This is a genomic window from Glutamicibacter sp. B1 (assembly GCF_039602135.1).
GTDB lineage: Bacteria > Actinomycetota > Actinomycetes > Actinomycetales > Micrococcaceae > Glutamicibacter > Glutamicibacter ectropisis.
On record NZ_CP125942.1, the window covers coordinates 612,650 to 638,849 of the forward strand.

At 55.0% G+C, this 26,200-nt stretch carries 25 protein-coding genes and 1 riboswitch; of the genes, 15 read left to right on the forward strand and 10 right to left on the reverse strand.

Annotation, left to right across the window (positions count from 1 at the left end):
* Positions 1 to 63 precede the first annotated feature (63 nt).
* From QMQ05_RS02900 to QMQ05_RS02910, 3 genes are all read right to left on the reverse strand, one after another.
* Positions 64 to 1,614 carry an MFS transporter gene (locus QMQ05_RS02900; RefSeq protein WP_345472855.1) on the reverse strand — a complete coding sequence of 517 codons (1,551 nt, stop codon included), beginning with the start codon at positions 1,612 to 1,614 and terminating at the stop codon, positions 64 to 66.
* A gap of 568 nt (positions 1,615 to 2,182) precedes the next feature.
* A complete protein-coding gene (locus QMQ05_RS02905) occupies positions 2,183 to 2,467 on the reverse strand; it encodes a hypothetical protein (RefSeq protein WP_345472857.1) in 285 nt (94 codons plus the stop codon).
* Positions 2,468 to 2,629: 162 nt separating this feature from the next.
* Positions 2,630 to 5,977 carry an SNF2-related protein gene (locus QMQ05_RS02910; RefSeq protein WP_345472858.1) on the reverse strand — a complete coding sequence of 1,116 codons (3,348 nt, stop codon included), beginning with the start codon at positions 5,975 to 5,977 and terminating at the stop codon, positions 2,630 to 2,632.
* Positions 5,978 to 6,063: 86 nt separating this feature from the next.
* Between QMQ05_RS02910 and QMQ05_RS02915 the strand changes: the two genes are divergently transcribed.
* Positions 6,064 to 7,242, forward strand: coding sequence for an LOG family protein (locus QMQ05_RS02915; protein WP_345472859.1), 1,179 nt, complete (start codon positions 6,064 to 6,066; stop codon positions 7,240 to 7,242).
* 74 nt (positions 7,243 to 7,316) lie between these two features.
* On the opposite strand, the gene QMQ05_RS02920 is transcribed toward QMQ05_RS02915, so the two are convergent.
* From QMQ05_RS02920 to QMQ05_RS02930, 3 genes are all read right to left on the reverse strand, one after another.
* Entirely contained in the window at positions 7,317 to 8,420 is a 1,104-nt protein-coding gene (locus QMQ05_RS02920) for a VIT1/CCC1 transporter family protein (protein ID WP_345474607.1), read from the reverse strand.
* A gap of 55 nt (positions 8,421 to 8,475) precedes the next feature.
* Positions 8,476 to 8,742 (reverse strand): hypothetical protein, encoded by a 267-nt coding sequence (locus tag QMQ05_RS02925; protein ID WP_345472860.1) that lies wholly within the window; start codon positions 8,740 to 8,742, stop codon positions 8,476 to 8,478.
* A 13-nt stretch (positions 8,743 to 8,755) separates the two neighbouring features.
* A riboswitch (SAM riboswitch) is annotated at positions 8,756 to 8,868 on the reverse strand.
* A gap of 73 nt (positions 8,869 to 8,941) precedes the next feature.
* Positions 8,942 to 9,526: a DinB family protein gene (locus tag QMQ05_RS02930; protein WP_345472861.1), complete on the reverse strand. Its 585-nt coding sequence runs from the start codon at positions 9,524 to 9,526 to the stop codon at positions 8,942 to 8,944.
* 175 nt (positions 9,527 to 9,701) lie between these two features.
* Between QMQ05_RS02930 and QMQ05_RS02935 the strand changes: the two genes are divergently transcribed.
* The 4 genes from QMQ05_RS02935 (at position 9,702) to QMQ05_RS02950 (ending at position 13,671) form a co-directional block, all read left to right on the forward strand.
* Complete coding sequence (locus QMQ05_RS02935; protein WP_345472862.1) at positions 9,702 to 10,265, forward strand: helix-turn-helix domain-containing protein; 564 nt, start codon at positions 9,702 to 9,704, stop codon at positions 10,263 to 10,265.
* A 96-nt stretch (positions 10,266 to 10,361) separates the two neighbouring features.
* Positions 10,362 to 10,787, forward strand: coding sequence for a hypothetical protein (locus QMQ05_RS02940; protein ID WP_345472863.1), 426 nt, complete (start codon positions 10,362 to 10,364; stop codon positions 10,785 to 10,787).
* 254 nt (positions 10,788 to 11,041) lie between these two features.
* Positions 11,042 to 12,028, forward strand: coding sequence for an agmatinase (gene speB, locus QMQ05_RS02945; RefSeq protein WP_345472864.1), 987 nt, complete (start codon positions 11,042 to 11,044; stop codon positions 12,026 to 12,028).
* Positions 12,028 to 13,671, forward strand: a complete 1,644-nt coding sequence (locus QMQ05_RS02950) for a thiamine pyrophosphate-binding protein (RefSeq protein WP_345472865.1) — start codon at positions 12,028 to 12,030, stop codon at positions 13,669 to 13,671. The genes speB and QMQ05_RS02950 overlap by 1 nt, the downstream gene beginning before the upstream one ends.
* Before the next feature lie 92 nt (positions 13,672 to 13,763).
* Here the strand turns inward: QMQ05_RS02950 and QMQ05_RS02955 are convergent, their stop codons facing one another.
* Positions 13,764 to 13,976, reverse strand: coding sequence for a hypothetical protein (locus QMQ05_RS02955; protein WP_141686298.1), 213 nt, complete (start codon positions 13,974 to 13,976; stop codon positions 13,764 to 13,766).
* A gap of 61 nt (positions 13,977 to 14,037) precedes the next feature.
* Entirely contained in the window at positions 14,038 to 14,913 is an 876-nt protein-coding gene (locus tag QMQ05_RS02960; protein WP_345472866.1) for an inositol monophosphatase family protein, read from the reverse strand.
* Positions 14,914 to 15,111: 198 nt separating this feature from the next.
* Here QMQ05_RS02960 and QMQ05_RS02965 point away from each other — a divergent pair, with 198 nt between their 5' ends.
* From QMQ05_RS02965 to QMQ05_RS02995, 7 genes are all read left to right on the forward strand, one after another.
* On the forward strand, positions 15,112 to 15,831 hold the full coding sequence (locus QMQ05_RS02965) for a GntR family transcriptional regulator (RefSeq protein WP_345472867.1): 720 nt from the start codon (positions 15,112 to 15,114) through the stop codon (positions 15,829 to 15,831).
* A gap of 103 nt (positions 15,832 to 15,934) precedes the next feature.
* Positions 15,935 to 17,080, forward strand: a complete 1,146-nt coding sequence (locus QMQ05_RS02970) for a CaiB/BaiF CoA transferase family protein (RefSeq protein WP_345472869.1) — start codon at positions 15,935 to 15,937, stop codon at positions 17,078 to 17,080.
* Positions 17,081 to 17,097: 17 nt separating this feature from the next.
* Positions 17,098 to 18,276: an acyl-CoA dehydrogenase family protein gene (locus tag QMQ05_RS02975; RefSeq protein WP_345472871.1), complete on the forward strand. Its 1,179-nt coding sequence runs from the start codon at positions 17,098 to 17,100 to the stop codon at positions 18,274 to 18,276.
* Positions 18,277 to 18,480: 204 nt separating this feature from the next.
* The gene (locus QMQ05_RS02980) at positions 18,481 to 19,338 is read left to right on the forward strand and encodes a 3-hydroxyacyl-CoA dehydrogenase family protein (protein ID WP_345472873.1); all 858 of its coding nucleotides are present in this window, start codon (positions 18,481 to 18,483) and stop codon (positions 19,336 to 19,338) included.
* Positions 19,339 to 19,428: 90 nt separating this feature from the next.
* On the forward strand, positions 19,429 to 20,502 hold the full coding sequence (locus QMQ05_RS02985; protein ID WP_345472875.1) for an App1 family protein: 1,074 nt from the start codon (positions 19,429 to 19,431) through the stop codon (positions 20,500 to 20,502).
* Positions 20,503 to 20,516: 14 nt separating this feature from the next.
* Positions 20,517 to 20,984: an acyl-CoA thioesterase gene (locus tag QMQ05_RS02990; protein ID WP_345472877.1), complete on the forward strand. Its 468-nt coding sequence runs from the start codon at positions 20,517 to 20,519 to the stop codon at positions 20,982 to 20,984.
* Positions 20,985 to 21,047: 63 nt separating this feature from the next.
* Positions 21,048 to 21,902, forward strand: coding sequence for a siderophore-interacting protein (locus QMQ05_RS02995; RefSeq protein WP_345472879.1), 855 nt, complete (start codon positions 21,048 to 21,050; stop codon positions 21,900 to 21,902).
* A gap of 337 nt (positions 21,903 to 22,239) precedes the next feature.
* On the opposite strand, the gene QMQ05_RS03000 is transcribed toward QMQ05_RS02995, so the two are convergent.
* Both QMQ05_RS03000 and QMQ05_RS03005 read right to left on the reverse strand, forming a co-directional pair.
* Complete coding sequence (locus QMQ05_RS03000; protein ID WP_345472881.1) at positions 22,240 to 23,085, reverse strand: DNA-3-methyladenine glycosylase family protein; 846 nt, start codon at positions 23,083 to 23,085, stop codon at positions 22,240 to 22,242.
* A 6-nt stretch (positions 23,086 to 23,091) separates the two neighbouring features.
* Positions 23,092 to 23,685 carry a DNA-3-methyladenine glycosylase I gene (locus QMQ05_RS03005; RefSeq protein WP_058255545.1) on the reverse strand — a complete coding sequence of 198 codons (594 nt, stop codon included), beginning with the start codon at positions 23,683 to 23,685 and terminating at the stop codon, positions 23,092 to 23,094.
* Positions 23,686 to 24,004: 319 nt separating this feature from the next.
* On the opposite strand from QMQ05_RS03005, the gene QMQ05_RS03010 reads away from it, so the two are divergent.
* The 3 genes from QMQ05_RS03010 (at position 24,005) to QMQ05_RS03020 (ending at position 26,199) form a co-directional block, all read left to right on the forward strand.
* Entirely contained in the window at positions 24,005 to 24,376 is a 372-nt protein-coding gene (locus QMQ05_RS03010; protein WP_345472885.1) for an ArsR/SmtB family transcription factor, read from the forward strand.
* A gap of 2 nt (positions 24,377 to 24,378) precedes the next feature.
* Complete coding sequence (locus tag QMQ05_RS03015) at positions 24,379 to 25,305, forward strand: cation diffusion facilitator family transporter (protein WP_345472887.1); 927 nt, start codon at positions 24,379 to 24,381, stop codon at positions 25,303 to 25,305.
* 144 nt (positions 25,306 to 25,449) lie between these two features.
* Positions 25,450 to 26,199, forward strand: coding sequence for an ABC transporter ATP-binding protein (locus tag QMQ05_RS03020; protein ID WP_345472889.1), 750 nt, complete (start codon positions 25,450 to 25,452; stop codon positions 26,197 to 26,199).
* Position 26,200: the final 1 nt, after the last annotated feature.

Consider the following 26,200-nt stretch of genomic DNA (forward strand, 5'->3'; position numbering starts at 1 on the left):
AGGGGAAGGCCACCAAAAACTTGGTGGCCTTCCCCTGAACTATTTAGTTATTAAGAGCCGCGCTTAGGCCTGCGGGGTCATATCCTTACCGGACTTGCCCTGATCGCCTAGCTCCTGCTGGTAGCTCTCCTCAAGAGCAGGAACCTGCTCGAAGAGCTCTTCCACATCAAGGTCGGGGTTCTCTTCCTGAGTCTTGACCAGCTCGATGGCTTCCTCCTCGGTAGCAACCGATGGCAGGGAACCTGGCAATGGCTTACGTGCCGATTCCTTCAAGAAGCAGATCGCGATGAAACCAGCAATCGACGTACCCATCACCCAGAATGCTGGAGCCAGTGACGAGGAGGTCATGGTCACCAGTGCCTGCATAATGAACGGTGCGAAGCCACCAAAGATGGCTACGGCGAAGTTATAGGAAATACCCATGCCACCATAACGTGACGCGGTAGGGAACAACGCAGGAAGCGAAGAGGCAAGGTTGGCCACGTAGAAAGTCACTGGGAACGCCAACAGCGCCAAACCAACCAAGGTGGACCAGATTGCTCCGTGCATCATGAACAAGAATGCAGGAATTGCCAGAACGATAGCCGAGACCGAACCAACAAACAGTACCTTACGGCGGCCAATGCTATCTGAGAGCTTACCGGTCAGCGGGATGCACAAAGACATACCCACCAGGATCGGCAGCGTCAGCAGGTTACCGTGGACCGGATCGTAATGCAGGGTCTCGGTCAGGTACGTCGGCATGTAACTGGTCAGAGCATAGCCAGCGGTATTCGCCGCCGAGACCAGAATGAAGCCGGTCAGCAGTTCACGCCAGTAGGCCTTGACCAAGGCGATGACACCCTTAGGGGCATCAGCCGAGTTCTTAGCTTCATCGCTGGCCTTGTGGGCAGCTTCCTGAGCTTCCTTGAAGGCCGGCGTATCTTCAATCTTTGAACGGAACCACAGTGCGATAACACCCAATGGCAGGGCCACCAGGAATGGAATACGCCATGCGAAGCCTTCCATGACGTCTTCGGTCAAGGTCAGCTGCAAGATGGATACGAAAGCCGCACCCAAGGCAAAGCCCATGTACGAGCCCAAGTCCAGCAACGAGGCGTAGAAACCGCGTCGCTTGTCCGGAGCGTACTCGGTAATGAACGTAGTAGCACCGGCGTACTCACCGCCGGTGGAGAAGCCCTGAATCAGCTTCAAAACTACGAGCAGAATTGGTGCTGCTACGCCCCATACCGAGTAATCCGGAAGAATACCGATACCGAAGGTGGCCAGAGCCATCATCAGCAGGGTAAAGACGAGGATTTTCTGTCGGCCGACGCGGTCACCGAGCTGACCAAGGATCACGCCACCCATCGGACGGGCAACGAAGGTCACGGCGAAAACACCGAGGCTGAATAAAGTCTGAATTGCTGGATCAACGGTGTCTGGCATGAACAGTTTGCCGATAATGACGGCTAGGTAGCCATAGACACCTACGTCGTACCATTCCATGAGGTTACCGACTACGGTTCCCCCGATGGCCTTCTTAAGCATTGAGTCGTCAACGACGGTGACGTCTTCTACTTTCAGTCGACGCTTTCTAAAAAACCTTTGCTTACGCGGATTAGCTGCTTCCATAGTTTCACTCCTCATATCTTTCTTGATCTTGTCGTGGTTCCGACGTCCTACTGCCACGACAAGGGAGTCGAAAATTACTCTCTACAGTCATATTTGGACGCCGGGCGACTCTTCGAAATCGATAGATTTCTACTCGAAAAACCGCCAAAAGACGGGGTTCGAGCGATGAAACGCTTGAGCGGATAGTTATCAACCCTACCAAAAAGTAGCTTCGTACCCCCAGTCGAAACGTGTCCTGGGTCTCAAAGGTGGTGGTGCTGAAAAGTTCCCTGCAGGGGAGGTGAACTCGGCTACACCGTAGAAGCTATAGGGCATCCAAGAGAATTGGGCGTGGAATTTTAAGGGTCTAAAACGTCGAAGAAAATGTGACAAAGACCTCGTTGCGACACGCTGAGAAAACTGTATAAAATCACCAATTTTGATTGCGGCAACGTTATATTGGGGAGAATTTTGGCTTGCTGAACCTAGCCCATGGTGGGATGGACCGCCCAGATCCCTGAAGCGATCTAAAGCTGAAAATGCCCCAAGAGCGCCGAGTGGGCGCCTTGGGGCACGAGCAGGATTGTTCTTAGCTTCGCAAGCCAACGGTCGCATCATCATCGATCCGCAGGAAAGACGAACCTATAAAGGCGAAAGCACCTGGGATCAGAAGCATCCTGTGCTTAGGGTTGTAAAAAATCTCTTCGAGTGGTGATGCTAGGACCCGATGAACCTTTTCTAGCAGCCTGTCGTTTTCCAGGGACAGGCGTTGCTGATCAGTTTCAATGACCACACGATCCTTTTCGGTGCTTACCGATGCACGCATCCAGTCGTCATCCGGTGTACTGATAGTCTCCGACTTAATCAGGGACACGGTTATTACCGCCTTTATCGTTCGTTTCGCTCCAGCGAGGATCCGCTTAAGCCACTGACCGATGGGCGCACTATGTGTGGCTTAGCGCATACCAACTGACATACTGAATATATCGCGTCCGGCCGGTAGACGCCTCTTATTCCCAGAGAATTAATCAACCTGTTACTCGAGCAGGCCCCTAATATCTTGTGCGGTCAATGCCTTAGAGAACCCATCGGCCTCATCCATGACGGTAGAGATCAACTTACGCTTGCTCTCCTGCAAGGCCACCACCTTCTCCTCGATGGTGCCCTGCGAGATCATCCGATAGACCATCACCTGACGAGTCTGACCAATACGGTGAGTACGGTCAATGGCCTGCGCTTCTACTGCAGGGTTCCACCAAGGATCTAACAGGAAGCAGTAGTCCGCTTCGGTCAGGTTCAAACCGAAACCACCGGCCTTGAGCGAGATCAAGAACAGCGGAGCTTCGCCATCCTTAAACTGCTCAATGACCTTAGAACGATTTCGTGTATTTCCATCAAGATACACAAAATTCACGCCGCGTTCGGTCAGCTTGTCGGCCAATACCTTCAGGTACGAAGTGAACTGGCTGAAGATCAGCGCACGGTGGCCTTCACCCAAAACATCATCGAGCTGGTCAAATAACGCCTCCAGCTTCGAACCAGGGACATCGGCAAGTTCAGGATCAACCAGTGAAGGTTCCAACGCGAGCATGCGCAGATGGGTCAGCGACTGGAAAATCGTGAAACGGTTACGGTCCAGATCCTCAACCAAGTGCAGGATCTTCTGACGTTCGCGGTTCAGGTGAGTGTCGTAAACATGCTGGTGCTCATCGGAAAGACGAACCAACAGCTGTTGCTCCTGCTTGGCAGGCAAGTCGAGGACTACTGATTCTTTAGTACGTCGCAACATAAACGGTTTGATCCGTCGCTGCAGCAAGGCCAGTGTGTCCTTATCACCCAAGACCTCGATGGGCCGGGCGAACTGACGGTTGAAGCGACTCGTATTCAAGAACAGCGCAGGTGCCACCAATGACAGCAGTGCACCGAGCTCGGAGAGGTTATTCTCCATTGGAGTACCGGTAACCGCCAGCTTGAAGTTGGTCTGCAAGTTCACGGCCGTTCGGTGAGCCTTGGTGGAGCGGTTCTTCACGAACTGTGCTTCATCCAGAATCAACCCGGCAAAGCGCTGGGACTCGTAAATCTCGTCATTCAAACGCAACAGGGTATACGTGGTGAGGATGACGTCGTAGTTCTCCGCCAGATCACTGAGCTGATGCGGCGAACTCATCGTGCCCTCGATGCTGGTCACGCGAAGGCTCGGGGCGAATCGCTTAACTTCGGTTTCCCAGTTAGATACGACTGAGCTTGGCGCAACGACCAGGAACGGAGCCGGAGTTCGCTGACCTGCTGGAAGCTTGGCGCAGGCCTCGCTATCGCTCCACATCCCGTGAGCGTGCAGGATCAGTGCAATTGTCTGCAAGGTTTTACCCAGGCCCATATCGTCGGCCAGGATTCCGCCAAAACCACCCTCATAGAGGCGGCTTAGCCAGCGAAAGCCTTCAACCTGATAGGGGCGCAATTGGGCATTGAGGGTCTCAGGGACCATCGCCTGCTCGCCCTCGGCAACCTTGAGCAAGGAACGCATACGCCCGATGAACAAATCTGCGCCGTCGACCCCTTCGGCGAGTTCATCGAGTTCTTCAAAGAGGGAAATCTGGAAGACAGTGAGCTTCAGATCGCCTTCCTTCGGCTTGTCATTCAGCGCCTGGGCTTCATCCACCAGAGCCTTGAGCTTGGCGAACAGCGGCTGGTTCAGTGAGAACCACGTATTGTCCGGCAGCTTGATCTTCATCTGACCGTTGCTCATGGCTTCAACAATCTGAGAAAAAGGCACTTCGTGGTCACCCACGGAGATCAGCAACCCCAAGTCCAACCAGTCCGTACGCTCATGATTGACCGCGTTGATCTTCAACTGCGGAAGCTCGCGCAACTGCCGGAAGACTGGACGGGTGCCCTTTTCGTTCAGCTTGACGATAGGCAACGCTTCGATGGCAGGCAAGATTTCAGAAACAAAGGAAATGACGCTTTCGCCCGAATAGAACTTGGGGGATAGATCGGGGTTTCCGGTTTCTGTGGTCTGCTGGAAGACCTCATCAATAGCTGCGCGAAGCTGCTGTTCAGCTTCAAAATCGTAGACAGCTTGCTGATCTGGAACGCCGGGATAGCGAATCTGGAATTCCAAGGTTGCGGAGTCATTGGGCTCGCCCTTGTCATTGAGGTCGCGCTTGTAGGTGACATTGGCCTGCACGTAAGGAGGCTTAAGGTCGGGTAGCACCAGGTCCTCGCTGGTGCTGTGAAGCTCAAAGCGACGGGCCAAGCGTGGGTAGGTAGATTCAAAGAAGCTATCGATTTCAGCCACTGGAATAGTCACCGACCGGCGGTCAATGTACCAGCGACGATGGGCCTCTGCGATCGGTTCCTGGCTAGGAGCCAACCAGATTTCATCGGGTGAACCGAGCTGTGCATAGAAACCGTGATCGGCGATAACGCCGCTAGGGGAGTCAGAGTCTAGCGCCAGGTCTTGACCATCGATATGCAGGATGCCGCCCAGTTGCAGGTTCTCGTCATTCAGGGCTGCCTGCATGCTGAAGCTGGCGTGATCAATGATGCGAATACGCTGTTCGGTGCGAGTAGAAATGAGCGCAATGCCCAGTTCTTGTGCCTGTTCAAGCAGTGGCCACAGCAGTTCTGAGGCGTACTCATCCATGAATAGCCAGTCTTCGTCGACTTTGAACTGCAATTGGGTATCACTACGCGCCATGGACGCAAAACGGGTGAACCAGTGATGCTGCGCGCGCAACAAGTTCCAGCCGTAGGTCTTGAAACCTAGGGTGGTCCAGCGTAGCTGTCCGCGAACCCAACGACCCTCAGAATTACGGACCATCGGGCGAACACCGAGACGGAAGCGCTTATTACGTGTGGGGTGTGGAATGCTGCCGGTGGGCATCCACTGCTGTTGCTGAGTGGCGTTCTTCGCATCAAAGAGCATGAACTGCAGACCCATGGCTACTACCGGGTCATTCTGCGAACCGAGCAAACCATCGGCAGGTCCAGGCTCAGATGGTTCAAACCACGAGTCAATTTGCTGGGCCCAGGCGGCTGAAGTTTTTTCTTCTGCCACGGCGACGGCGCGGGGCAAAGAAGCAATCTTGTTCGAGACAATCGCCAAGGCTGCAATGTGTGGGCAGATGCCCGGCTTGTCACAGGTGCATTCGCACAGTTCGATTTTCCACTCGTCGTCGACCTGATGAACCTGGATCATCGGCGAGAATTCTTCGTCGTTGGCACGGACAGTGCCCTCGATTTGCCGAGTCGATTCATCAAACTCCACGTCAACTACTGAATTTTCTTCAGCAGCAATGTTCTTTCCGTAAAAGAAAGGGACGTCGCCCAGGTAGCGCAGCAAGTGGCGGGCGTCGATGGTTGGTGGAACAGAATCACTCATCCTCTCATCGTTTCACGTTCCGGCCCGTGGTGAAAGTTGAAGGGCATGTCTGTGAATAATCACTAGCTGTGACGTAGCGTTGACACATGTCCCATATCTGGCCCTATCTACCGGCAAGAGCGGTCAATATTACCTCGCTCAACGAGTTTGATCGGTTGGCCGCCGAAGCATTAGCCTCCCGTCACACCCGTGGATTTAGCTGGCGCGTGCATCGTGTCGATCTGCGCGAGAGGGACTCCGTCCTTCGGGCTTTAGACCTATCCGAAGCGATCTTTATCGACTGTCAGTATTCAGCCCAAGGGCGGGAACTAGTGCAAGCCACTGGCGGACTGTGTATGAGTTCTGGCAAGGAACTGCCTTTTGAAACTACGGCGCGGGATTTGTACACCCCGGATGAACTCTATGCCGGCATCAAGACATCCAACTACGAGCAGGTGCCGGACGCGAAGATTTACGCCTATTCGCAACAGCACACTGCGCCTGCTGCGTTGAATTCTGATGATGCCATGGCTCGAACCTTGCACGATCACCATGTGGGGCAGGCCCTCGTTGCTCAAGTGTATGAGGGAGTATTCAAAGAGACGCCCTTGATCGGTGTCATGGGTGGGCACGCCATGCTCCGCGGTTCAGATCAATACGCGCAGACGGTACAGCTTGGGCAAATGATTACCCAGAACGGTTATGCGGTGGCCACCGGTGGGGGACCGGGAGCCATGGAAGCAGCCAATGCTGGAGCGTGGTTGGCAGACTACAAGCCACAAGAGATTGAACTTGCTCTCCAGATGCTAGCTTCACAGCCGGATGCCATTCACCAGCGCACCAGTTGGGCCCGCACCGCGCTCGCCGTCAAAGAAAAATTCCCCAGTACCCGAGAATCTCTGGGCGTACCGACATGGTTTTACGGGCATGAACCACCCAATCTTTTTGCAACGAAGATCGCAAAGTTCTTCACCAATTCCATCCGCGAAGCGGTGCTCTTGGAACAGTCCACGGGTGGGTTGGTGGTCCTGCCCGGGGCAGCCGGTACGGTGCAAGAAATCTTCCAGGATGCTTGCGAAAACTACTACGCCACCGGTGCACGCGTGGTGCCTATGGTTCTACTCGGGCGTGAGTATTGGACCAAGACCATGCCCGCGTGGCCATTGCTGAAGGCGTTGGCTGCCGAGCGAGTGATGGAAGAGAGAATAGCGCTCGTGGATACCGCGGCCGAGGCCATGGAGTTCATTAACTCTATGGGTACGTTGCGCCGTCGTACACGCTGGTAGCGCTGAGAAACGAACAACCTCGCTCCCCGAGATGGGAAGCGAGGTTGTTCTTATTGCTGCGAGTAATGATCTGGTTAGGCGACCTGTACGTCGAAGAGTAGACCCAGGCAGTATGTCACTGCGGCGGCACCCCAACCGATGGCCAACTGGCGCAGACCACGCTTGAGCGGGGAAGCGCCCGAGAGCAATCCGACGATCGCGCCGGTGATCATCAGTGCAATGCCCACCAAAACGACGGAGATGATGATGGCCGTCAAACCGCTGAGTCCGAAGATGTACGGCAGGATTGGAATGACCGCACCGGAAGCAAAGAGGCAGAACGACGTGAAAGCGGCGCCCGTGGCGGAGCCAAGCTCCTCGTGTTCGCTTTCCAATTCCTCTGAACGTTCCTCAGGGTTCAACGAGAATGATGGGTTGCAGTCACAGGTGAACAACCCCATGCGTTCGGCGGCGCGGTGTTCTGCATCCTCATCGTTCATACCGCGGGCCTTATAGATCAGCACCAACTCGTTGGAATCCAAGTCGAGGTTGGGGGCCGCGGTGAGCGTGACCTGGGTGGGTCGAGAGGCGGTCAGTAGCTCACGCTGGGAACGCACGGAGACGAACTCGCCAGCTGCCATGGACAGCGCACCGGCCAAGAGCCCTGCGATACCGGAGAAGAGTACAAAGGTGGAAGAAACGCCGGTGGCCCCGATACCCATGATCAGTGCCAAGTTGGAGACCAACCCGTCATTGGCGCCAAAGACTGCTGCACGGAAGTTGCCTGAGAGCTGAGCGCGGCCGGCGGTGGCCAACGCACGCACTACTTCTTCGTGGACCTGTTCGTCGGCGGCCATTTGTGCGGTCGCGTCTTTGTCATTACGGTAAGGCGAGCTGCTCTCTGAGCGTTGTGCCATAGCCAGCACGAAGACTGAGCCGAAGTTGCGAGCGAGGAAACGCAGGATGGTACGGCGCAATGAGGGGCGCACTGGCTTGAAATGCTCTCCAAGCTTGGACCGCCAGTGTTCCTCATGCCGGGCTTCGGCTTCGGCCAGACCTAATAGGATCTGTTTTTCCTGCCCGGTTTTCTTCTGGGCGAGGGTTCGGTAGATAGCGCCTTCGGCGACTTCATCGGCGAGGTACTTTCGCCATCGTTGGATTTGGGCACGAGTCGGTTCGGTTGTTGAGGGGTTCGACATCACGAAAACAGCTCTCTTGGCAGGTCGAATTTCTTAGCGAAACTCGGTGAACGGGTCAGCTACCAAGTTTAGTGAGGGGCTTCAGGCTTGGGAATTTGGCAAGGCTAAAAGCAATGCTGCGCCCCTGTGATTGCCCGACCGTGGCCACACCCAGGACCAGTTCAGAGGAATCAGGGTTGAAGAGCGGACGACGTGCGCAGCGGGCTAGTAAGTGTTCTAGTTGCCCGGGGTCATCAACGTAGCGGATCAGCCATTGGCCCTGGAACTTAAATTGCACTTGACCGGTTTGGCGGTCGAGGATGGGCAGAACAGAATATGCCATGTGATGCGCTCTCGCTGAGTTCTTGCCCGAACACAGTGAGTGAACGGACCGCTTCTTCATCCGAACCACCCATGAATCTGGGGTTGGTGCACGGCTAGTCGGAGCTTAACGCCGTGTCTCGTGAAGCAACACTTGTGATGCTACCCGCCGGTGCTACGCAGAATGAAGATCTGTTCCGTTATGTGACTTGTTCTGGTGCTCACTCTTGAGTTTTGGTGGTGGCGAGGCGGTCGATCGCTTCGTATTGCTCGGCCCATTGTGCCGCTGAATAGTCGGGGAGGTTTGGGGCTGCCGCACGTAAACCGACGAAACCATCAAGCTGTTCGCGCACGATATCAAGATGGCCAGCATGCCGAGAGGTTTCTGCGATCATGTGCACCATGAGATGTTCGAGTGTGGTGTGCCGTCGGCGAATCCACCACGGAACTTCCGCCGGCGCGTTCAGAGGCAAGGCCCGGATCCCTGCGTCGGCGAAAGCAGTCGATTCTTGGTAGAGCGTGATAATTTTGTCAGCGCTGAGCTGGGCCGGTGGTAGGAAATCGGTTTGTGGATCATCGATGTCCAAGAGGTTTTGGATATAGGGATCATCAATGGTGCGGTTCAGGCACTGTCCGAAGTATCCGTATTCCGTAATGGCCAGATGATGGATTACACCAAGGATATGCGTTCCTGTGGGGGTTAGTGGTTTGCGGGCCAGGCGATCGTTCAGGTCTTGGGCCTTGTAGACGATGGCTTCGCGGGCATCGGAGAGATATTCCTGCAGGAGTTCTTTGCTGTGATCCATGCACAGAGTCTAAGTAAGTATGTACGTGCCTTGAGTATGAAGCGTGTGAGACACAGCATATTTGCAGGCTGGGCGCTATGCTCTGTTTACTATTAGTAAACTCGCCGCGGTGAACCCTTGAATCACTCAATCGTTGCCTGGTGTGCCCTAACGAACGACCCGATGGAGTGAATGCATGAAAACCCTGCCCGTGGAATCAAGCGGAGCTGCAATCAATATTGGTTCTCGGTTACGTGGGGTACGTCAGCGACAGCGCATGACTATCGACCAGGTGGCCGAGCTTTCCGGATTAACCAAGGGGTTTCTTTCGCGGGTGGAGCGAGATTTGACGAGCCCTTCGGTGTCAACACTGCTGAAGCTGTGCGAGGTGCTGGGTATTGAGGTGGGGACGCTATTCGAAGTGCCCGAAACCATGTTGGTTCGGCTTCACGAAGCACCGCGGGTGTCCTTGGGCGGTGATGGGATTACCGAACAGCTGGTGACTCCGCGCGGTGAAAAACGGGTACAGATGATCCGAGCTGAAATTGCACCCAAAGGTGTCGGTGAAGCAGAACTGTATTCGGTGGATTGCGAATTAGAAGTGCTGCATGTGATTGCCGGAAGGTTCACCCTCGTTCTGCCTGAGCAGCGCGTTGAACTTGAGGCCGGTGACACCATGACTTTTTCCGGGCGGGAACCGCATAGCTGGGAAAACGAGTCCGATGAAGTCGCTTTGGTGACGTGGACTTTGATCCTCTGATCTGTTCGGCACCTATTCGGTGTGGTGTTGCCAAGCGCGTATTCTAAAAAGGTGTGCTCATCGTGCGCACTGAGTGCGGTGATTGATAGGAGTGGCGTGAGGACAAGCGAGGAAACTGGTGCACGGGATCAGCTCCGTTGCATCGGCTGGTGGGCTTCGGTGCTTGTTGGCGTTCTTGCCGGCACCACCCTGACGTGGATTCGCACGCAACGTAATTTCTTTTTCATTGGCGCAGTCATTATCGCGGTGGTGATTGTGGTCATCGGGCTACGCACGATTCGACGTCGCGCCCGCTTCCCGCAAATGGCTCAATCTCATGTTTCCTGGTCCTATGGCCTGTGGATGATCATCTTACTCATCCTTGTGGGCCCCATTCAGTTGGTCTATGTGGCCGATGACCTTTCGGAACTCATGCTGAAGTCCTTGGTACTTTCTGCTGGATTTGCGGTGGCCATCCATGAGCTCGACCGTTCACTTGTTAAGGCCAGTATCAAAAACTACCGCGAACCACCCTTGTCTTAAGTCCGGATTCCTGCGCAGCAGAAATGCAGGACGGATCTTTGAAGGCAGGTTTTGCACCGATTGCACCTTGTTAGATGCCGTGACCCTTATAGGGTCACGGCATCTAATGCATTAAGCGGGTTTATGGGTAATAGTCTCAGATTTGGGTGCGTGTATCTTGACGTGACTTCGATAACAAAATAGCATAATAGGAAACTGAAGTTTCGTATTAGGCAACTGCGATTAATGTCGTCAAGCGCCGGGAGGGCAAGAACATGAAAGAAGTCCGCATTGAGGAAAACGGCCACCTAGGGCCAATCAACGCAGCGGTTATTCCACGCTATGCAGGCGCTGGAACCTACGCCCGCCTGCCACGCCTTGACCAGGTTGAAAACGCCGACATCAAGATCATCGGTGTACCTTTTGACACCGGCGTTTCCTACCGCCCAGGAGCCCGCTTCGGCGCCAACCACGTACGTGAATCCTCGCGCCTGATCCGTCCTTACAACCCAGCCACCGATACCTCACCATTTGCGCAGAGCCAGGTAGTGGACGCCGGTGACCTCGCAGTTAACCCGTTCAACATCAACGAGGCTATTGAAACCATCCAGGACGAAGCTCTGGAACTGACCGCAGATGGTTCAAGCCTGGTCACCATCGGTGGCGACCACACCATCGCACTGCCACTGCTGCGTGCAGCTTCGCAGCGCGCCGGTGCCCCGGTGGCCATGCTGCACTTCGATGCCCACTTGGATACCTGGGACACCTACTTCGGTGCCGAATACACCCACGGCACTCCATTCCGCCGTGCGGTCGAAGAAGGCATCCTGGATACCGAGGCGATCTGCCACGTAGGTACCCGCGGCCCGCTCTACGGCAAGAAAGACCTGGAAGACGACAAGCGTTTCGGCTTCGGTATCGTGACCAGCTCGGACGTCTACTACCAGGGTGTACGCGAAATCGTTGACAAGCTGCGTGATCGCATTGGCAACCGTCCGCTGTACATCTCGGTGGACATTGACGTGCTGGACCCTGCCCACGCACCGGGCACCGGAACTCCAGAAGCCGGCGGCATCACCAGCCGTGAACTACTCGAAATCCTGCGTGGCCTGCGCGGACTGAACATCGTGGGCGCCGACATCGTTGAGGTGTCGCCAGCCTACGACCACGCAGAACTGACCGGCGTCGCCGCCAGCCACGTCACCTACGACCTGATCTCCCTGATCAGCGACTTCCGTTCCAACAAGGGGCTGAACAAGTAATGAGCGAACAGCCCCAACGCAATGGTGGCGACCTGGTCATTGAGACCCTGAGCGCGCTGGGCGCCAAAACTGTGTTCGGCATCCCCGGACAGCACGCCTTGGGGCTGTTCGACGCGCTGTCGCGTTCCAACTTGGAATTCGTTTCCTCGCGCGTAGAAAACAACTCCGCCTTCGCCGCCGATGGTTACTCCCGTGCCACCGGCGAAGTGGGCGTACTCTTCCTCTCCACCGGACCAGGCGCACTGACTTCCCTGGCCGGGTTGCAGGAAGCGTACGCCACCGGTGTGCCCATGGTCGTCGTGGCCAGCCAGATTCCACTAGATGGATTGGGTGCACGACGCAAAGGCATGCTGCACCAGCTTGATGACCAGAAGGCTTCGGCTGCCAACGTCACCAAGTTCCAGCAAACCGTCCACCATGCTTCGGGCATCCCCTCGGCTATTCAGGATGCATGGGCTCGGGCCATCACCGTGCCTATGGGACCGGTCTGGGTGGAAGTGCCACAGGATGTTCTCCTCGCACAGGTGATGGTTCCACCGGTACAGGATGCTTTAGCTGAAGCCTATGAGCACCCACCCCGTGAAGAACTGGTTCGCGAAGCGATCAACTGGCTTTCGGATGCTCAGCGCCCGGCGATTATCGCCGGTGGCGGTGTACGCCGTGCCGGGGCACAGGCAGAACTACTCGCGGTGGCCGAAACCCTGCAGGCACCGGTACTTTCCAGCCCCGGCGGCAATGGAGCCTTCCCCTGGAACCATGAGCTGTCTTTGCAGTCATGGGTTGAAGATCGCCACGCCACCGAGGTCATGGAAGATGCCGACGTACTGCTGGTGATCGGCTCTGCATTGGGAGAAGTGACCAGTAATTACTTCACCATGGAACCGCGCGGCAAAATGATTCAGATTGATGCTGAACCGCGGGTGCTGGAATCTAATACTCCGGCACTGGGTATCCGTGCCGATGCTCGCGAGGCACTGAAGTTCCTCGACCGGGATCTGAAAGCCGCTGGTTTCACTTCCCGGGCCTCGTGGCATGGCCGCAGCCCCCAGCAGGTGGTAGCTGACACTCTGGAGAAAATTCAGGAGCGTCTTGACGGGCAAGATTTGGCCAAGGAACGAAAGTTCATGGCCGATATCCGTGAAGCGATACCAGCGTCGATGCAGACCTTCTGGGATATGACCATTGCCGCCTACTGGGGTTGGAGCTGCTGGGACGCCAAAGATGGGCAGTTCCATTCGGCCCAGGGTGCCGGCGGGCTAGGCTATGGTTTCCCTGCGGCTATTGGCGGGGCCATTGGCACCGGGCAGCGTGTACTCGCGGTCAGCGGTGATGGCTCCTCGATGTATTCGATTGCTGAGCTGGCCACGGCCAAGCAACATCAAGCTCCGGTGACCTGGCTGATTGTTGATGACGGTGGATACGGCATCCTGCGCGAATATATGGAAGGTGCCTTTGGCAAAGCAACCGCCACCGAGTTGGCACGACCTGACTTCGTGGCGCTGGCTCAGTCCTTTGGAGTACCAGCTCGCGAGGTAGCGGTGGATCAAATCGGTGCAGCGCTCACAGAAGCGTTGGCTGAGCAGGGACCGAATGTCATTGTGGTCAAGACTCTGCTGAAGATGTTTGCCCCAACGCACCTGTAAAGGGAGCAAAGAGTAGCGGACAGTATGGTGGCCTCGGAACGTTAAGAATGCTTAGCGTCCGGGGCCACAGTCTTATCTTTTAGCGTCAGTCTCTAATGCGTGAAGTGATACACCACGCCAAAGAGTACTGCGGAAACGCCCATGCTAATACCGATGAGCAGTGGCTCCCAGTCCGAAGACTGCATAGCCAACATCACTGCGAAGGCGCCGAAGAGAGCTATTGCTCCGAGGCCTCCCAGGATCACTCCTCCGCCTCCATGGTGCCGCACGGCGGAGTGTGCGGTCCGGTGGAATAGTGGTTCCATGTCGCTATGATACGTCCGAATCGGTATTAAGCCGAGGGGTCGAGGCGGAACTTAGCTATTGTCAGACTTCTTCAGCCGTGCCACGAGTGCGCAACTGGTGGATATGTTGCGCGGCGCGATCCAGCGATGGATAGTCTGCTCCTGGACCTTGAGCGATAAATCCTGGACACTCGTGATCAGCTAGATCCGCATGCCCGAAAGACAATCCTCGGAAAGTACCATGAGCCATGCGTACCAGGTGGGCTCCGGCGGCCACATCCCACACCTTGGTATCAAAACCTATGGTGGCATCGCACCAGCCGGCAGCCACATGGGCTAGAGCTAGGGCGGCGCTGACCTTGCGCCGCACCGTGGCGAAGTCCTGTATCCACTGGCCAAAGAGCTGTAGTGCCAGCTCACCGTCTCGCTCTAATGACTCGGCCCCTGGATAGTCGGTCATGAGATTGGCTTGGGACTGTGCTGGACGCATCGCTGGGTTGAGCTGAACATCGTTGAGCAGCGCCGTGTCGAGGTTAGCGGTGAATTCGTCACCTGAAATCGGATCAATAATTACCGCGGCAACTAGCTGTCCGTCTATTGCGGCTGCGATAGAAATACAAAAGAAGGCAATGCCGTGGACAAAGTTGCTGGTCCCATCAATGGGGTCAACTATCCATTGCACACTTCCAGGAGTCTGCTGACCGGAGTGGGCAGAGATCTTTTCTTCTCCTAGGACCCAAGAGCTAGGCACCGTCGTGAGCAAAGATTCGGTAATGATCTGTTGGCTGCGCCGATCAATCTCGGTGACCAAGTCATGAGTATTGGTTTTATGTTCGGCATTTACCGAAGTGCGGAAGGTAGAGCGCAGTAGATCAGCTGCACTTCGAGCCGCGTGTAGCGCGGCGACACGTAGTTCTTCGGCGTAGGAATGTTCGCAGATTGCTGGTTGCTCACTCACCGTGTCAGCTTATCGTGCCACCGGTTGCACTCGAACCTCGGGTCGCGTCGACAACAGTGAAACGAAACCTGCAACGTCCCTAGTTCAGCATTCAAAAGCACCAATGGCATAGTCACGCGAGGTGTATACGGCCTTGGCATCGCGATGTTTGCAGGGCGCATCCTTGTCGCAAAGGTGAATCACGATAAGCTTCTGCACATGAGTAGCATGCAACCGATCGCGCCCAAAGCCTCGCTGACCGAGCAGGTCACCACGATGATTCGAGCGGCCATCGTTGCAGGGGAGATGGCTCCCGGTCAGCACTATTCAGCCATCGGCATTTCCGAGAAACTCGGTGTCTCACGCACTCCGGTGCGTGAAGCCTTACAGCTGTTGGAAAAAGAAGGAATTGTCACCGTCGCCAAAAACCGCGGTGTTCGGGTCAACCAGATTTCTTTAGAAGATATCGTTGAAGTCTTCCAACTGCGATTGGCCATCGAACCACCCGCGGCGGCCCGCGGAGTCATCAATGCCACCGATGATGACCGTGCACGGCTGGCTCAACTTCATAAACAACTATTGCAGGTCGGACACACCGGAGATGGCCGCGCGACTCTCGAAGCCGACCGAGAATTCCACCTCTACCTGCTAGGGCTGGCCAACAACAAAAAGTTGGACGGCGTGGTGGGGGAGTTGCGGAACCTGGTCCTGGCGCATGGGCAGACCACGATCCCCTATGCTCGTAGCGCCCAGGAGCTCGCCGGTGATCGTGAAGAAATCATGGCAGCAATTCTTGCGCAAGATGCACCGGCTGCTGCCACTGCGGTACGAGAGCACATTATGCGAACTGCGCAGATGCTGATCCGTTCCATTTGCTCGCGGACCGAAGGAATGGAAGCGCAACCATTCCTAGATCGCCTGAATGACTTGATTTCCTAGCAACACGTCCTCTTCTGACACCTCTTGCTAAAAGTGAACTACGCAACATAGAGTTACATGCAACATGTAACTACTTTGCTGTGGACGACATTGAGGTGACAGGTTGGGCCAACCATTAGAGGGGATCAAAGTCATTGATCTCTCACGCATTCTCGCCGGACCACTATGCACCATGACTCTGGGTGACTTCGGTGCACAGGTACTCAAGGTTGAAAGCCCGGCAGGGGATGAAACTCGCGGATGGATTCCACCGGTAACAGCCCACGGCGTCAGCACCTATTACTGGTCGGTGAACCGCAACAAAGAATCGATCATCGCTGACTTCACCAATGCAGACCACCTGACACGACTCCAAGAACTCATCCAAGACGCTGACGTCCTCGTGGAAAATTTCCGCCCCGGAGTTCTGAGTAAATTTGGGATGGACTACGAAAGCCTCAAAAGACAGAACCCGCGGCTCATCTATTGCTCGATTTCCGGATTTGGGGAACAGCAAGGAGCCGAGCTGCCCGGTTTTGATCTCCTCGTTCAGGCCGTCGGCGGACTGATGAGTATCACCGGGGAACCAGAAGGCACCCCTAGCAAGGTGGGGGTCGCCCTGGTTGACGTGCTAGCTGCACAAAATGCTGTCGCCGGAATACTGCTAGCCCTGCGGGAAAGAGAAAGCAGCGGTCAAGGGCAACGCGTCAGTATTAATCTGCTTAGCTCGGTACTAGCCGGGATGACCAACCAAACCAGTAGCACGCTAGCTACCGGACAATCACCAGCCCGCATGGGTAATGCCCACCCAAGCATTGCACCCTATGAAACTTTCAGGGCCAGCGATGGAGTTGTTGCCATCGCCGTGGGCAATGACCGGCAGTTCTCTGCCCTGTGCCATCAACTTGGCGCCCCGGCGCTCGCCGATGATCCTCGATTCCTCACCAACGCTGATCGGGTTGCACACCGCGTAGAGCTGAAGATATTGATTGAAAATGTGACTACTCAACGCAGCGCAGCAACCTGGGCCGAGCAGTTGATGTCGGCCGGGGTGCCAGCGGGCAAGGTCAATACCATCGCTGAAGCTTTACAGTTCGCACAAGACTTGGGGCTGGAACCGGTGGCGGAGATGAAAGATCCCGAAACGGGAGAACCAACAACACATATTGCCAGTCCCATCGGACTATCACGCACAGCCGCGCAATATCGGACCCCACCACCGGCCCATGGTCAGCACCAAGAACTTTTCGAACTCAAGACTTATCGCTAAATCGCTAAGGAGCGACAATGAACAACACTGAACACGCCCTTGATCCCTCCGATCTGATCAACTTCGATTCCTTGCTAAGCAGTGAAGAGATCGCCTTGCGTGAGACCGTGCGTGGTTTCGTGAAAGAGCACATTAAGCCGAATATCGCCCAGTGGTACAACGACGCGGTCTTCCCGCTGGACATCGTTCCGGAAATGGCCAAGCTGGGCCTGTTGGGCATGCACTTGAACGGCTATGGCTGCGCCGGTCGCTCTGCCGTGGAATACGGCATCGCAGGAGCAGAATTGGAAGCAGGCGATTCGGGACTGCGCACCTTCGTTTCGGTCCAGGGCTCGCTAGCTATGAGCGCTATCTACAAGCACGGCTCCGAAGAACAGAAGCAAGAATGGTTGCCAAAGATGGCAGCCGGCGAAGCCATCGGCTGCTTCGGCCTGACCGAACCCACCGCAGGTTCGGACCCATCAAGCATGAAGACCTTCGCCCGCCGCGACGGCGATGACTGGGTGATCAACGGCTCCAAGCGCTGGATCGGCCTGGCCAACGTGGCGCAGGTAGCAGTCATCTGGGCACAGACCGACGAAGGAATCCGCGGATTTGTCGTACCAACAAATACCGCAGGGTTCACCGCGACCCCAATCGAACAGAAACTCTCCATGCGAGCTTCAATCCAGTGCGAAATCGACCTCGTTGATGTGCGACTGCCAGGTACCGCGGTCTTACCTAATGTCACAGGCCTAAAAGGCCCATTCTCCTGTCTGAACGAAGCCCGTTACGGAATTCTTTGGGGTTCCATGGGTGCAGCTCGTGATGCTTTTGAAGATGCTCTTGCCTACTCGCAGCAGCGTCTTCAGTTTGATAAGCCGCTTGCTGGGTACCAAATGACCCAGCAGAAGCTGGTCGACATGGCATTGGAAATCAATAAGGGGTTCTTGCTGGCCCTGCACATCGGCCGGTTGAAGGACGCCGGGAACCTAGATTTGCACATGATCTCGGTCGGTAAGCTGAACAACTGCCGGGAGGCGATCAAAATTTGTCGCGAAGCCCGCACGATCCTAGGCGGCAATGGCATCACCTTGGATTACTCTCCACTACGCCACGCCAACAATTTGGAATCGGTACGTACCTACGAGGGCACCGATGAAGTGCACACACTGATTCTGGGCAACAAGCTCACCGGCGTACCGGCGTTCCGCTAGCCCACGCCACAGCTGTTTTCGAAAGTGGTTGGGGCTGGGTGCGATGCACTTGCCTTAGATCATTCGCGTGAAGAGTTCAAAAACAGCGGATGCGGACATAATGCAGGTAGATTCAGAATCAGCAGGTAGTAATTCATCTCTGTCTGCTCAAAGTGTGTCAAAGCATCTGCCTACTGTAACCCACAGGTAAGGGAAGAAAAATCAATGAAGATTGAACGTATTTTGGTTATTGGTGCAGGAACTATGGGCCGGCAAATCGCCATGAGTTGCGCCTTGGGTGGCTACTCGACGATCTTGCAGGACATTTCTGACGACGCTCTAACAGCTGCCCGCAATCAGCTAGAGTCATGGGCCGCGTCGAGGATCGCGAAGGGCAAGCTTGAGTCAGCTGACGTCGACGCAGCGCTGACTCGCCTGAGCCAGAGTACCGATCTCGTAGACAGCGCCAGCAGTGCAGATCTCGTGATTGAAGCTGCCGTGGAGCGGCTTGATATCAAGGAACAGATCTTTGCGACGTTGGGAGAACACGCGCCAGATCACGCCATCCTTGCGACGAACTCTTCGACCTTGCCATCTTCGCGCGTGGCCGAAGCCAGCGGGCGTCCGGAGCAGGTTTGCAATATGCACTTCTTCAACCCTGCATTGGTGATGAAATGCGTTGAGGTAGTGCGCAACGAGCAGACCAGCGATGAAACCATAAAAGCCGTTACCGAGGTGGCTACTCAGCTTGGCAAACAACCTGTCCTAGTAAATAAGGAAATCCCGGGCTTTATCGCCAACCGCATGATGGGCGCCATCAACGCTGAAGCCCTAAACCTGGCCCACGCAGGAATTGCCAGCATTGAAGATATCGATACCACTGCCAAAACGGCGCTTGGTCACCCCATGGGTCCTTTTGAATTGATGGACATGGTGGGCCTGGACGTCATTGATTTCATCGCGCAGGCGACGTTCGCTGAAACGGGAGAAGAATCGGATAAGCCTCATCCGCTGATCACCCAAAAAGTTCAGGCTGGTCACTTGGGGCGCAAGAGCGGTGAAGGGTTCTACTCGTATTCCTAGACAGTCGACTCTGAACTAGGTAAAGAGCGAAGTTTGCTCCAGCGGTTTGTCGTTTTCCAAGGTTTGGCGAGAACATGAAAGACTGTGAACATGAGTCACATTTCGACTGATCAACGAGCTCGTCACGTTGCCTCGCGTGTGGAAGACAGTTTTCACAATTGGCGTGCAAAACGAGCGCTGGCTAAGGGGCAAGGGGCGGTTATTCTGCCCTATACCGGATATGGATCAACCGGCAATGACGGTGGTTGGATTCGTGTTCTGGCACGCGTAGTTCTTGCCGGTCCCGGCGCTTTCGAATTTGGGCAACATCGAGCCCAAGTCATTGCCGACGGGATCCGAGGCTTTCGAAATTTCATCTCGCCAATCCTGCCCTTCGGCAAAGTCAGCATCATGGTCGGTGAGCAGCGCTTCGAAGTGCAAGCAGACCGTGGTGGCGTCATTGATGTGAAACTATCGGTCGACCTGCCAGCAGGGTGGAATGAAGTACATCTTCAGGCCCATGATGGTGATGAGGCCACAGCCCGCATTATGGTCATTGATCAGGCGCAGAAATTTGGCGTGATCAGCGACGTCGACGACACCGTCGTCGTCACGGCCCTGCCACGCCCGTTGCTTGCTGCCTGGAACTCATTTGTGCTCTCTGAGCATGCTCGCGTTGCCACGCCCGGGATGGCTGTCATGCTTCAAAAGGTGCGTCAAGAACATCCTGGCGGACCAATGATTTATCTCTCCACCGGAGCATGGAACGTTGCCCAAACCTTGGAACGCTTCATCTCTCGCAATCTCTATCCTGAAGGCCCCTTACTGCTGACCGATTGGGGGCCGACAGATCGTTCGTGGTTCCGTAGCGGCATGCAGCATAAGGTTGACCAGTTGCGGCGTTTGGCTCAGGAATTTCCGCATATCTCGTGGGTCTTGATTGGCGATGATGGGCAGCACGACCCAGCCATTTATGCTGAATTTGCCCGTCGCTATCCCGAACTTGTTCGCGCGATCGTGATTCGTCAGCTGACACCTTCCGAAGCAGTATTAGCTGGTGGTCGTTCAAATGAATTGCGACGCACCACCCCAGGTGTGCGTTGGATTTATGAACCAGATGGCGCGCGGATACTGGACCAGCTGGTGAAGCAAGGTCTGGTTGAGGCTGATACGAAGAAATTGTAGAAGGAAGAATGCTTATGGCTGGACCGATGCTTCGTGTGCAGGTACCCATGCGTTGGGGCGATATGGATGCGTATGGGCACGTAAATAACGTCAACCTCATTAGGCTGATGGAAGAAGCACGTATCGCAGGGTTTGGAGTACCGGGAGGCACTGGGGCACCTGGTGTTGAACCTCAGGCGGATATTTTCTCTGCGGTTCCCGAAGGTATACAAATCTTGGTTGTTGAGCATCGCGTGCGGTACTCCAAACCGTTGGAATACCGCAATGTTCCCGTCAACGTAGATCTGTGGGTAGCCAACATCAAACCTGCCAGCTTTGATATTTGCTACGAGTTCCGGGACCCAATTGAGGATTACCTATGTGTCAAAGCTGCAACGACGCTGGCCTACTTTGACCCATCTACTTCGAGAGTTCAGCGGTTGAGCCCTGAAGAACGTGCGGGTCTGAGCGCTTTTGAAGGTGCATCGACCTTCCCGAAGTAACCACTGACGCTCCTGTCAATTAGGATTGATCTATCTACTCTTATTAAGACAGGAAGTGATGAAATGTCACAGCCAGCTGGCGGACGTCCACGAACCGAAGCTCGACCTGCACGTCCTCAGGTTGTTTTGCAGGTACTTAAACGAGAACAGGTTGCACCACATTTGGTCCGTCTGACCCTTGGTGGACCTGGGTTTGAGAACTTCGTCGACAAAGAGGCGACGGATCGTTACGTCAAGTTCTTGTTTGCCAAGCCAGAACTGGGCCTGCAGATGCCCTACGACATGGATGAGTTACGCGGTCAACTAGCACCGGAAGACATGCCGGTGCGTCGCACCTACACCGTGCGTCGTAGTGACCATGAAGCGCGAACCATTGAGGTTGATTTCGTCGTTCATGGTGAAGAGGGGCTTGCTGGCCAGTGGGCTCGCGACACTGAGATTGGTTCTTCCATCTGTTTCGTCGGTCCCGGAGGGCTTTTTGTGCCTAACGATGAGTTCGATTTCCACTTCTTTGCTGGTGATGAGACGGCGATTCCCGCTATTTCTGCGGCTCTGGAAGCCATGGCACCTCAGATGAAGGGGCTGGCTGTTATCGAGGTGGAGAACGCCGCCGACGAGATGGAACTTGTTCGACCCGTGGGCGTGGAAGTTCGGTGGTTGCATCGTGACGCTCCGTTTACCCCACAGAGCACCATTCTGGAAAATGTTGTGCGTGAGTACCCCTGGCCGGAGGGGCGTGTTCAGGTTTTTGCCCACGGTGAGCGTGAAGTCATGAAGAGGCTTCGTCTTTACTTCTATGATGAGCGTGGTGTTGACCGTCGCGATATGTCGCTATCTGCCTACTGGGCCTTTGGCCGAGCCGAAGACGCTTTCCAAGCTGAAAAGCGCACCGAGGTTGGCAAGATTTTCGCCGACTAGAGGGCTGTCTGAAGCCACAGATCTAGCGTCACTTGGTGAAGTTAGACGTGCCTAATAGAAAATTATCAAAATTAGGTGATCTGGGGTTGACGTTATTGGGGTCAGTTAGGTTATGCTTATTCCAGAGCTTCTCCCGTGTGTGGTCGGGAGAAGCGACAAACTTGACCGATATCATCGGCCAGTTCGCTACGGTTCGGGGCTGCTCACCTCGACCTAGTGGTCGGCTCAGCCGGCTTGAATAAGGGGAATAGGGAATCGGGTGACCTGCTCAGTCGCCCGAGTCGCAGAAAAGGGAACTTACCAAGATTGCACACCTTGGTAGGTTCCTTTTTCATTGTTAACGCTTTTCGGCGTCGTAGGCCCATAGCAGTAACGTGGCGAGATATTTTGAATCGGCCGGCAGTGAAGAGCTGCTGAAGTCGGGCATAGCCAGATTTTTGAGTGCGCGTCTGACCACTAAGTCAGAATCCAAGAAAATCTGTGGATCACGTAACCCACGTAGCGCCATATAGTCTCTAGTCCACGGACCTACTCCGCGTAAAGACAGGAGTTGGCTGAGGAATTCTGTCGGCTGGTGAACAAGGTCTTGTCCGCAGTCTTGAGACCAGGTGGATACGGTATGCAAAGTTGTAGCTCGTGCCAACGGACACCGAATGATGGACTGAATTTCACCTCGGCTAAGACTCGCGGTGGCTCTGGCAGTGGGGAAGGCGCGCAGTCCTGAAGGGTGTTCCTCGCCAAGATGTTCTACATACCTTCCGGCGAGTGTACGAGCCGCAGCTAAAGATACCTGTTGACCGATGACCGTGGTGGCAAGTGCCTCAAATGGGTCCGGGTAACTGATGAGTCGTAGATTCGGATATGCCTCGGACAATTCCTTGAAGCCGGCGAGGTCCGAGAATGATGCATAAGCAGTTGCGGTGTCTTGCGTCAGGCCGAACCAATGGTCAATAGTCGCTTGCAAACGAGGCACAAGACTCGCGGGCGCATCGTGAATGACAGAGATTCCTGAATCATCCAATCTCAGGTAGACATCAACAAGGGTGTCTTTAATGCGCAGAATCCGGTGGACTTCAGCAGTTCTTGTATCAATCTCTTCTTGAGCCGGTAAGGAATGGATGCTCAGCACGGATAGCGTGTGAGCGATATCCAGAGTCCCCACGGATTTGAGGCGTAGTTCCATGCGGGATTAGGCCCAAATTCCTGAACTGTTCCGGCGATGCGAACCAACGAGATGCGTATCCACCATTCCAATAGCTTCCATCAGTGCGAACATCGTGGTTGGGCCAACAAATTTGAATCCGCGTTTTTTCAACGCTTTGGCGAGTTCTTTCGACTCGACGCTTTGAGTTGGGATCTCCGCCAGCGTGCGCGGGGCAGGAGTTTCTTCTGGTTTGAATGACCAGATGAAATCAGCCAGCCCACCTTCCTCTCGCATCATGAGTGTGGCTTCCGCGTTGGCGATCGTGGCGCGGATTTTCAGCTTGTTGCGCACAATCGCGGGGTTGTCCATGAGGCTTTCAAAGTCGTTTTCGGTGAATAGTGCGACTTTTTCGGGGTCAAAGTTTGCGAACGCTTCTCGGAAAGCTTCGCGCTTAGAAAGGATGATGGCCCACGATAGCCCAGACTGGAAGCACTCTAGGCTTAGACGTTCGAATACCCCGGACTCGGTGCGCACCGGCATGCCCCACTCAGTGTCATAGTAGGCGCGGAGCATGTCGCTGGTTGCTGCCCATTGCGGGCGGGCAAGACCATCGTCACCGATAACAAGATCTTCGTTCATGGTTCTATCTTCGCATTGAGTGAGGTCAAGGGCGTAAACGGAAGAGAATCTTCAGTGTTTGGTAAGTGTTTTTGGTGGCGGATGGCAGCGGGTGTTTGTGATGATTCCAAGACCTGTGTCCTTGCGTTTCGCTATGAATCAAAACTAAGAACTGATTAAGAAGATACGCTACCTCGGTTGGCAAAAGTACCTCTCGTGCCTGCGCTGCCGTAACATTCCGAAGTCCTTGCAACTATCACTTCAGTGGCGACGATCCCGTATTGCTGATTGACCGCGTGAAGGGGTTTAGCTTTTCCCAACAAACAACTATCATCGTTATATGGCGATAATAGAGTCCAAGGGCGATAAGGCGATCGATCGTAACGGAAAGACACGACAAGCAGCTTTGTTCCATGCCCTCGCTGATCCGACGCGTTTGCTGATCCTTGAACACCTGAAAACCGGTGAACACAAAGTCCGCGAACTTACCGAGCATCTTGGACTGGCTCAAAGCACTGTCAGCGCACATCTAGCCTGCCTGCGCGACACAGATTTGGTCACCGTCCGCGCTCAAGGGCGATCGAGCATCTATTCGCTGGGACAGCCGGAGTCTCTGGACGAATTACTCTCTGTTGCGGTGCAGCTCATTCCCGGGCAAGCATCAGAGCATCACTGGCAAGAAGCGCACGCACAACGGACAGCAGGTGTTTAAGCATGGGGCATGATCACTCACATGGTCACTCCCACGACCATACGGACGCGAACCGGACACGACTGGCCTGGGCCTTCGCAATCACGGCGAGCATCCTCGTTGCCGAAGTGATCGGGGCAATCGTCACTAGTTCGCTAGCGTTGCTTGTCGATGCTGCTCACATGCTCACCGATACGCTCGGATTGCTCCTTGCCCTTACGGCAGCGAATTTGATTGCGCGCAAGCCCACCACTAAACGAACTTGGGGTTTTCGTCGCGCCGAAGTTCTCTCGGCAACGGTTCAGTCAGCACTGCTGCTGGCCGTAGGAATCTACGCTGCCATCGATGCAGTGCGCCGCTTGTTTGCCCCGGCAGAAATTCACCCAACGGGTCTGTTGTGGTTTGGTGTGATCGGTTTGCTCGGAAATGTCATTTCCATGTGGATCATTTCTGCTGGCCGAAAGAACAACTTGAACATGCGCGCTGCATTCCTTGAAGTTGTTAATGATGCTCTGGGATCAGTTGCCGTGATCGTTGCGGCCATCGTTATCGCTACTACGGGGTGGATGCGCGCAGACTCGATTGCGGCTCTCGTGATTAGTGCCCTGATAGTTCCGCGAGCCATGAAACTCCTGGGCGAAACAACCCACATTCTTTTGGAATCCACGCCGCGAGGACTGGACCTACTGGCTGTGCGGGAGCATCTAGAGAATCAACCAGGTGTCATTGCAGTCCATGATTTGCACGCCAGCCAAATTGCTTCGAACTTACCTGTACTCACTGCCCATGTGGTCGTTGAAGACTCGATGTTCTCTGCCGGAGTGGCTGGAGATCTTTTGAAAAACTTACAAAAATGCGTGGCTGACCACTTCACGATCAGTATTGAACATTCGACATTTCAGATTGAACCCGCATCGCATCAAAGTACCGAACATCAGCACGGTTGTTAGGCGGAAACACCGAAAGAACCCGGTCCAATAACCTGTGACCTAGTTTTGTTGTGGCTGGGTCATACCTGAGTATGATGCACTGTCCAAGCAAGTCAAGCCTGTTGGTTGATGCCCCTCTGGCTAGGAAATTTATATTCTTTTGATATGACTTCTGAAACACTGCCAAAAACTGACTTTGCGGTCGCCGCGCGTGGGCTGACCAAAACCTACGGACACGACACCACCCGAGTCGAAGCCCTTCGAGGAGTCGACGTTTCTTTCGCCCGTTCTCGCTTCACCGCCATCATGGGTCCCTCCGGATCCGGCAAATCAACCCTGATGCACTGCCTTGCTGGATTGGACTCAGCAGACGGCGGAGAAATCATCATCGGTGGCAAGAACCTGCTCTCGCTCAGCGACGATCAGCTCACCGAAATGCGACGCGAACAAATCGGTTTCGTGTTCCAGTCATTCAACTTGGTGCCCACCATCAACGCACGAGAGAACATCTTGTTGCCACTGTCCCTGGCCGGCAAAAAACATGACCGAGAATGGTTCAACACCGTCATCAATGCCTTAGGACTGCGTGATCGCCTCACCCACAAGCCACATGAACTCTCCGGCGGCCAGCAACAGCGTGTAGCCGTGGCCCGTGCACTGCTCACCCGCCCTGAAGTTGTTTTTGGTGACGAGCCAACGGGTAACCTAGATTCGCGAACCGGCGCCGAGGTGTTGTCCTTGATGCGTACCTCGACCCGCGAAATGGGTCAGACCATCATCATGGTCACCCATGATCCGGTGGCAGCATCCTACGCTGACACTGTCCTGCTCATGAAGGATGGTTCCATCGTTGGCACCATCGAGGAGCCCACCGTGGCTACCGTGTCCGAGGCACTTGCCTCATTGGCGGAGTAAT

Excerpts from the sequence above, each read along its gene's own strand:
- QMQ05_RS02900 (WP_345472855.1), bottom strand. The coding sequence starts at position 1,614 with ATGGAAGCAGCTAATCCGCGTAAGCAAAGGTTTTTTAGAAAGCGTCGA.
- QMQ05_RS02910 (WP_345472858.1), bottom strand. The coding sequence starts at position 5,977 with ATGAGTGATTCTGTTCCACCAACCATCGACGCCCGCCACTTGCTGCGC.
- QMQ05_RS02915 (WP_345472859.1), top strand. The coding sequence starts at position 6,064 with ATGTCCCATATCTGGCCCTATCTACCGGCAAGAGCGGTCAATATTACC.
- QMQ05_RS02920 (WP_345474607.1), bottom strand. The coding sequence starts at position 8,420 with ATGTCGAACCCCTCAACAACCGAACCGACTCGTGCCCAAATCCAACGA.
- QMQ05_RS02925 (WP_345472860.1), bottom strand. The coding sequence starts at position 8,742 with ATGGCATATTCTGTTCTGCCCATCCTCGACCGCCAAACCGGTCAAGTG.
- QMQ05_RS02930 (WP_345472861.1), bottom strand. The coding sequence starts at position 9,526 with ATGGATCACAGCAAAGAACTCCTGCAGGAATATCTCTCCGATGCCCGC.
- QMQ05_RS02935 (WP_345472862.1), top strand. The coding sequence starts at position 9,702 with ATGAAAACCCTGCCCGTGGAATCAAGCGGAGCTGCAATCAATATTGGT.
- speB (WP_345472864.1), top strand. The coding sequence starts at position 11,042 with ATGAAAGAAGTCCGCATTGAGGAAAACGGCCACCTAGGGCCAATCAAC.
- QMQ05_RS02950 (WP_345472865.1), top strand. The coding sequence starts at position 12,028 with ATGAGCGAACAGCCCCAACGCAATGGTGGCGACCTGGTCATTGAGACC.
- QMQ05_RS02955 (WP_141686298.1), bottom strand. The coding sequence starts at position 13,976 with ATGGAACCACTATTCCACCGGACCGCACACTCCGCCGTGCGGCACCAT.
- QMQ05_RS02965 (WP_345472867.1), top strand. The coding sequence starts at position 15,112 with ATGAGTAGCATGCAACCGATCGCGCCCAAAGCCTCGCTGACCGAGCAG.
- QMQ05_RS02975 (WP_345472871.1), top strand. The coding sequence starts at position 17,098 with ATGAACAACACTGAACACGCCCTTGATCCCTCCGATCTGATCAACTTC.
- QMQ05_RS02980 (WP_345472873.1), top strand. The coding sequence starts at position 18,481 with ATGAAGATTGAACGTATTTTGGTTATTGGTGCAGGAACTATGGGCCGG.
- QMQ05_RS02985 (WP_345472875.1), top strand. The coding sequence starts at position 19,429 with ATGAGTCACATTTCGACTGATCAACGAGCTCGTCACGTTGCCTCGCGT.
- QMQ05_RS02990 (WP_345472877.1), top strand. The coding sequence starts at position 20,517 with ATGGCTGGACCGATGCTTCGTGTGCAGGTACCCATGCGTTGGGGCGAT.
- QMQ05_RS02995 (WP_345472879.1), top strand. The coding sequence starts at position 21,048 with ATGTCACAGCCAGCTGGCGGACGTCCACGAACCGAAGCTCGACCTGCA.
- QMQ05_RS03000 (WP_345472881.1), bottom strand. The coding sequence starts at position 23,085 with ATGGAACTACGCCTCAAATCCGTGGGGACTCTGGATATCGCTCACACG.
- QMQ05_RS03005 (WP_058255545.1), bottom strand. The coding sequence starts at position 23,685 with ATGAACGAAGATCTTGTTATCGGTGACGATGGTCTTGCCCGCCCGCAA.
- QMQ05_RS03010 (WP_345472885.1), top strand. The coding sequence starts at position 24,005 with ATGGCGATAATAGAGTCCAAGGGCGATAAGGCGATCGATCGTAACGGA.
- QMQ05_RS03015 (WP_345472887.1), top strand. The coding sequence starts at position 24,379 with ATGGGGCATGATCACTCACATGGTCACTCCCACGACCATACGGACGCG.
- QMQ05_RS03020 (WP_345472889.1), top strand. The coding sequence starts at position 25,450 with ATGACTTCTGAAACACTGCCAAAAACTGACTTTGCGGTCGCCGCGCGT.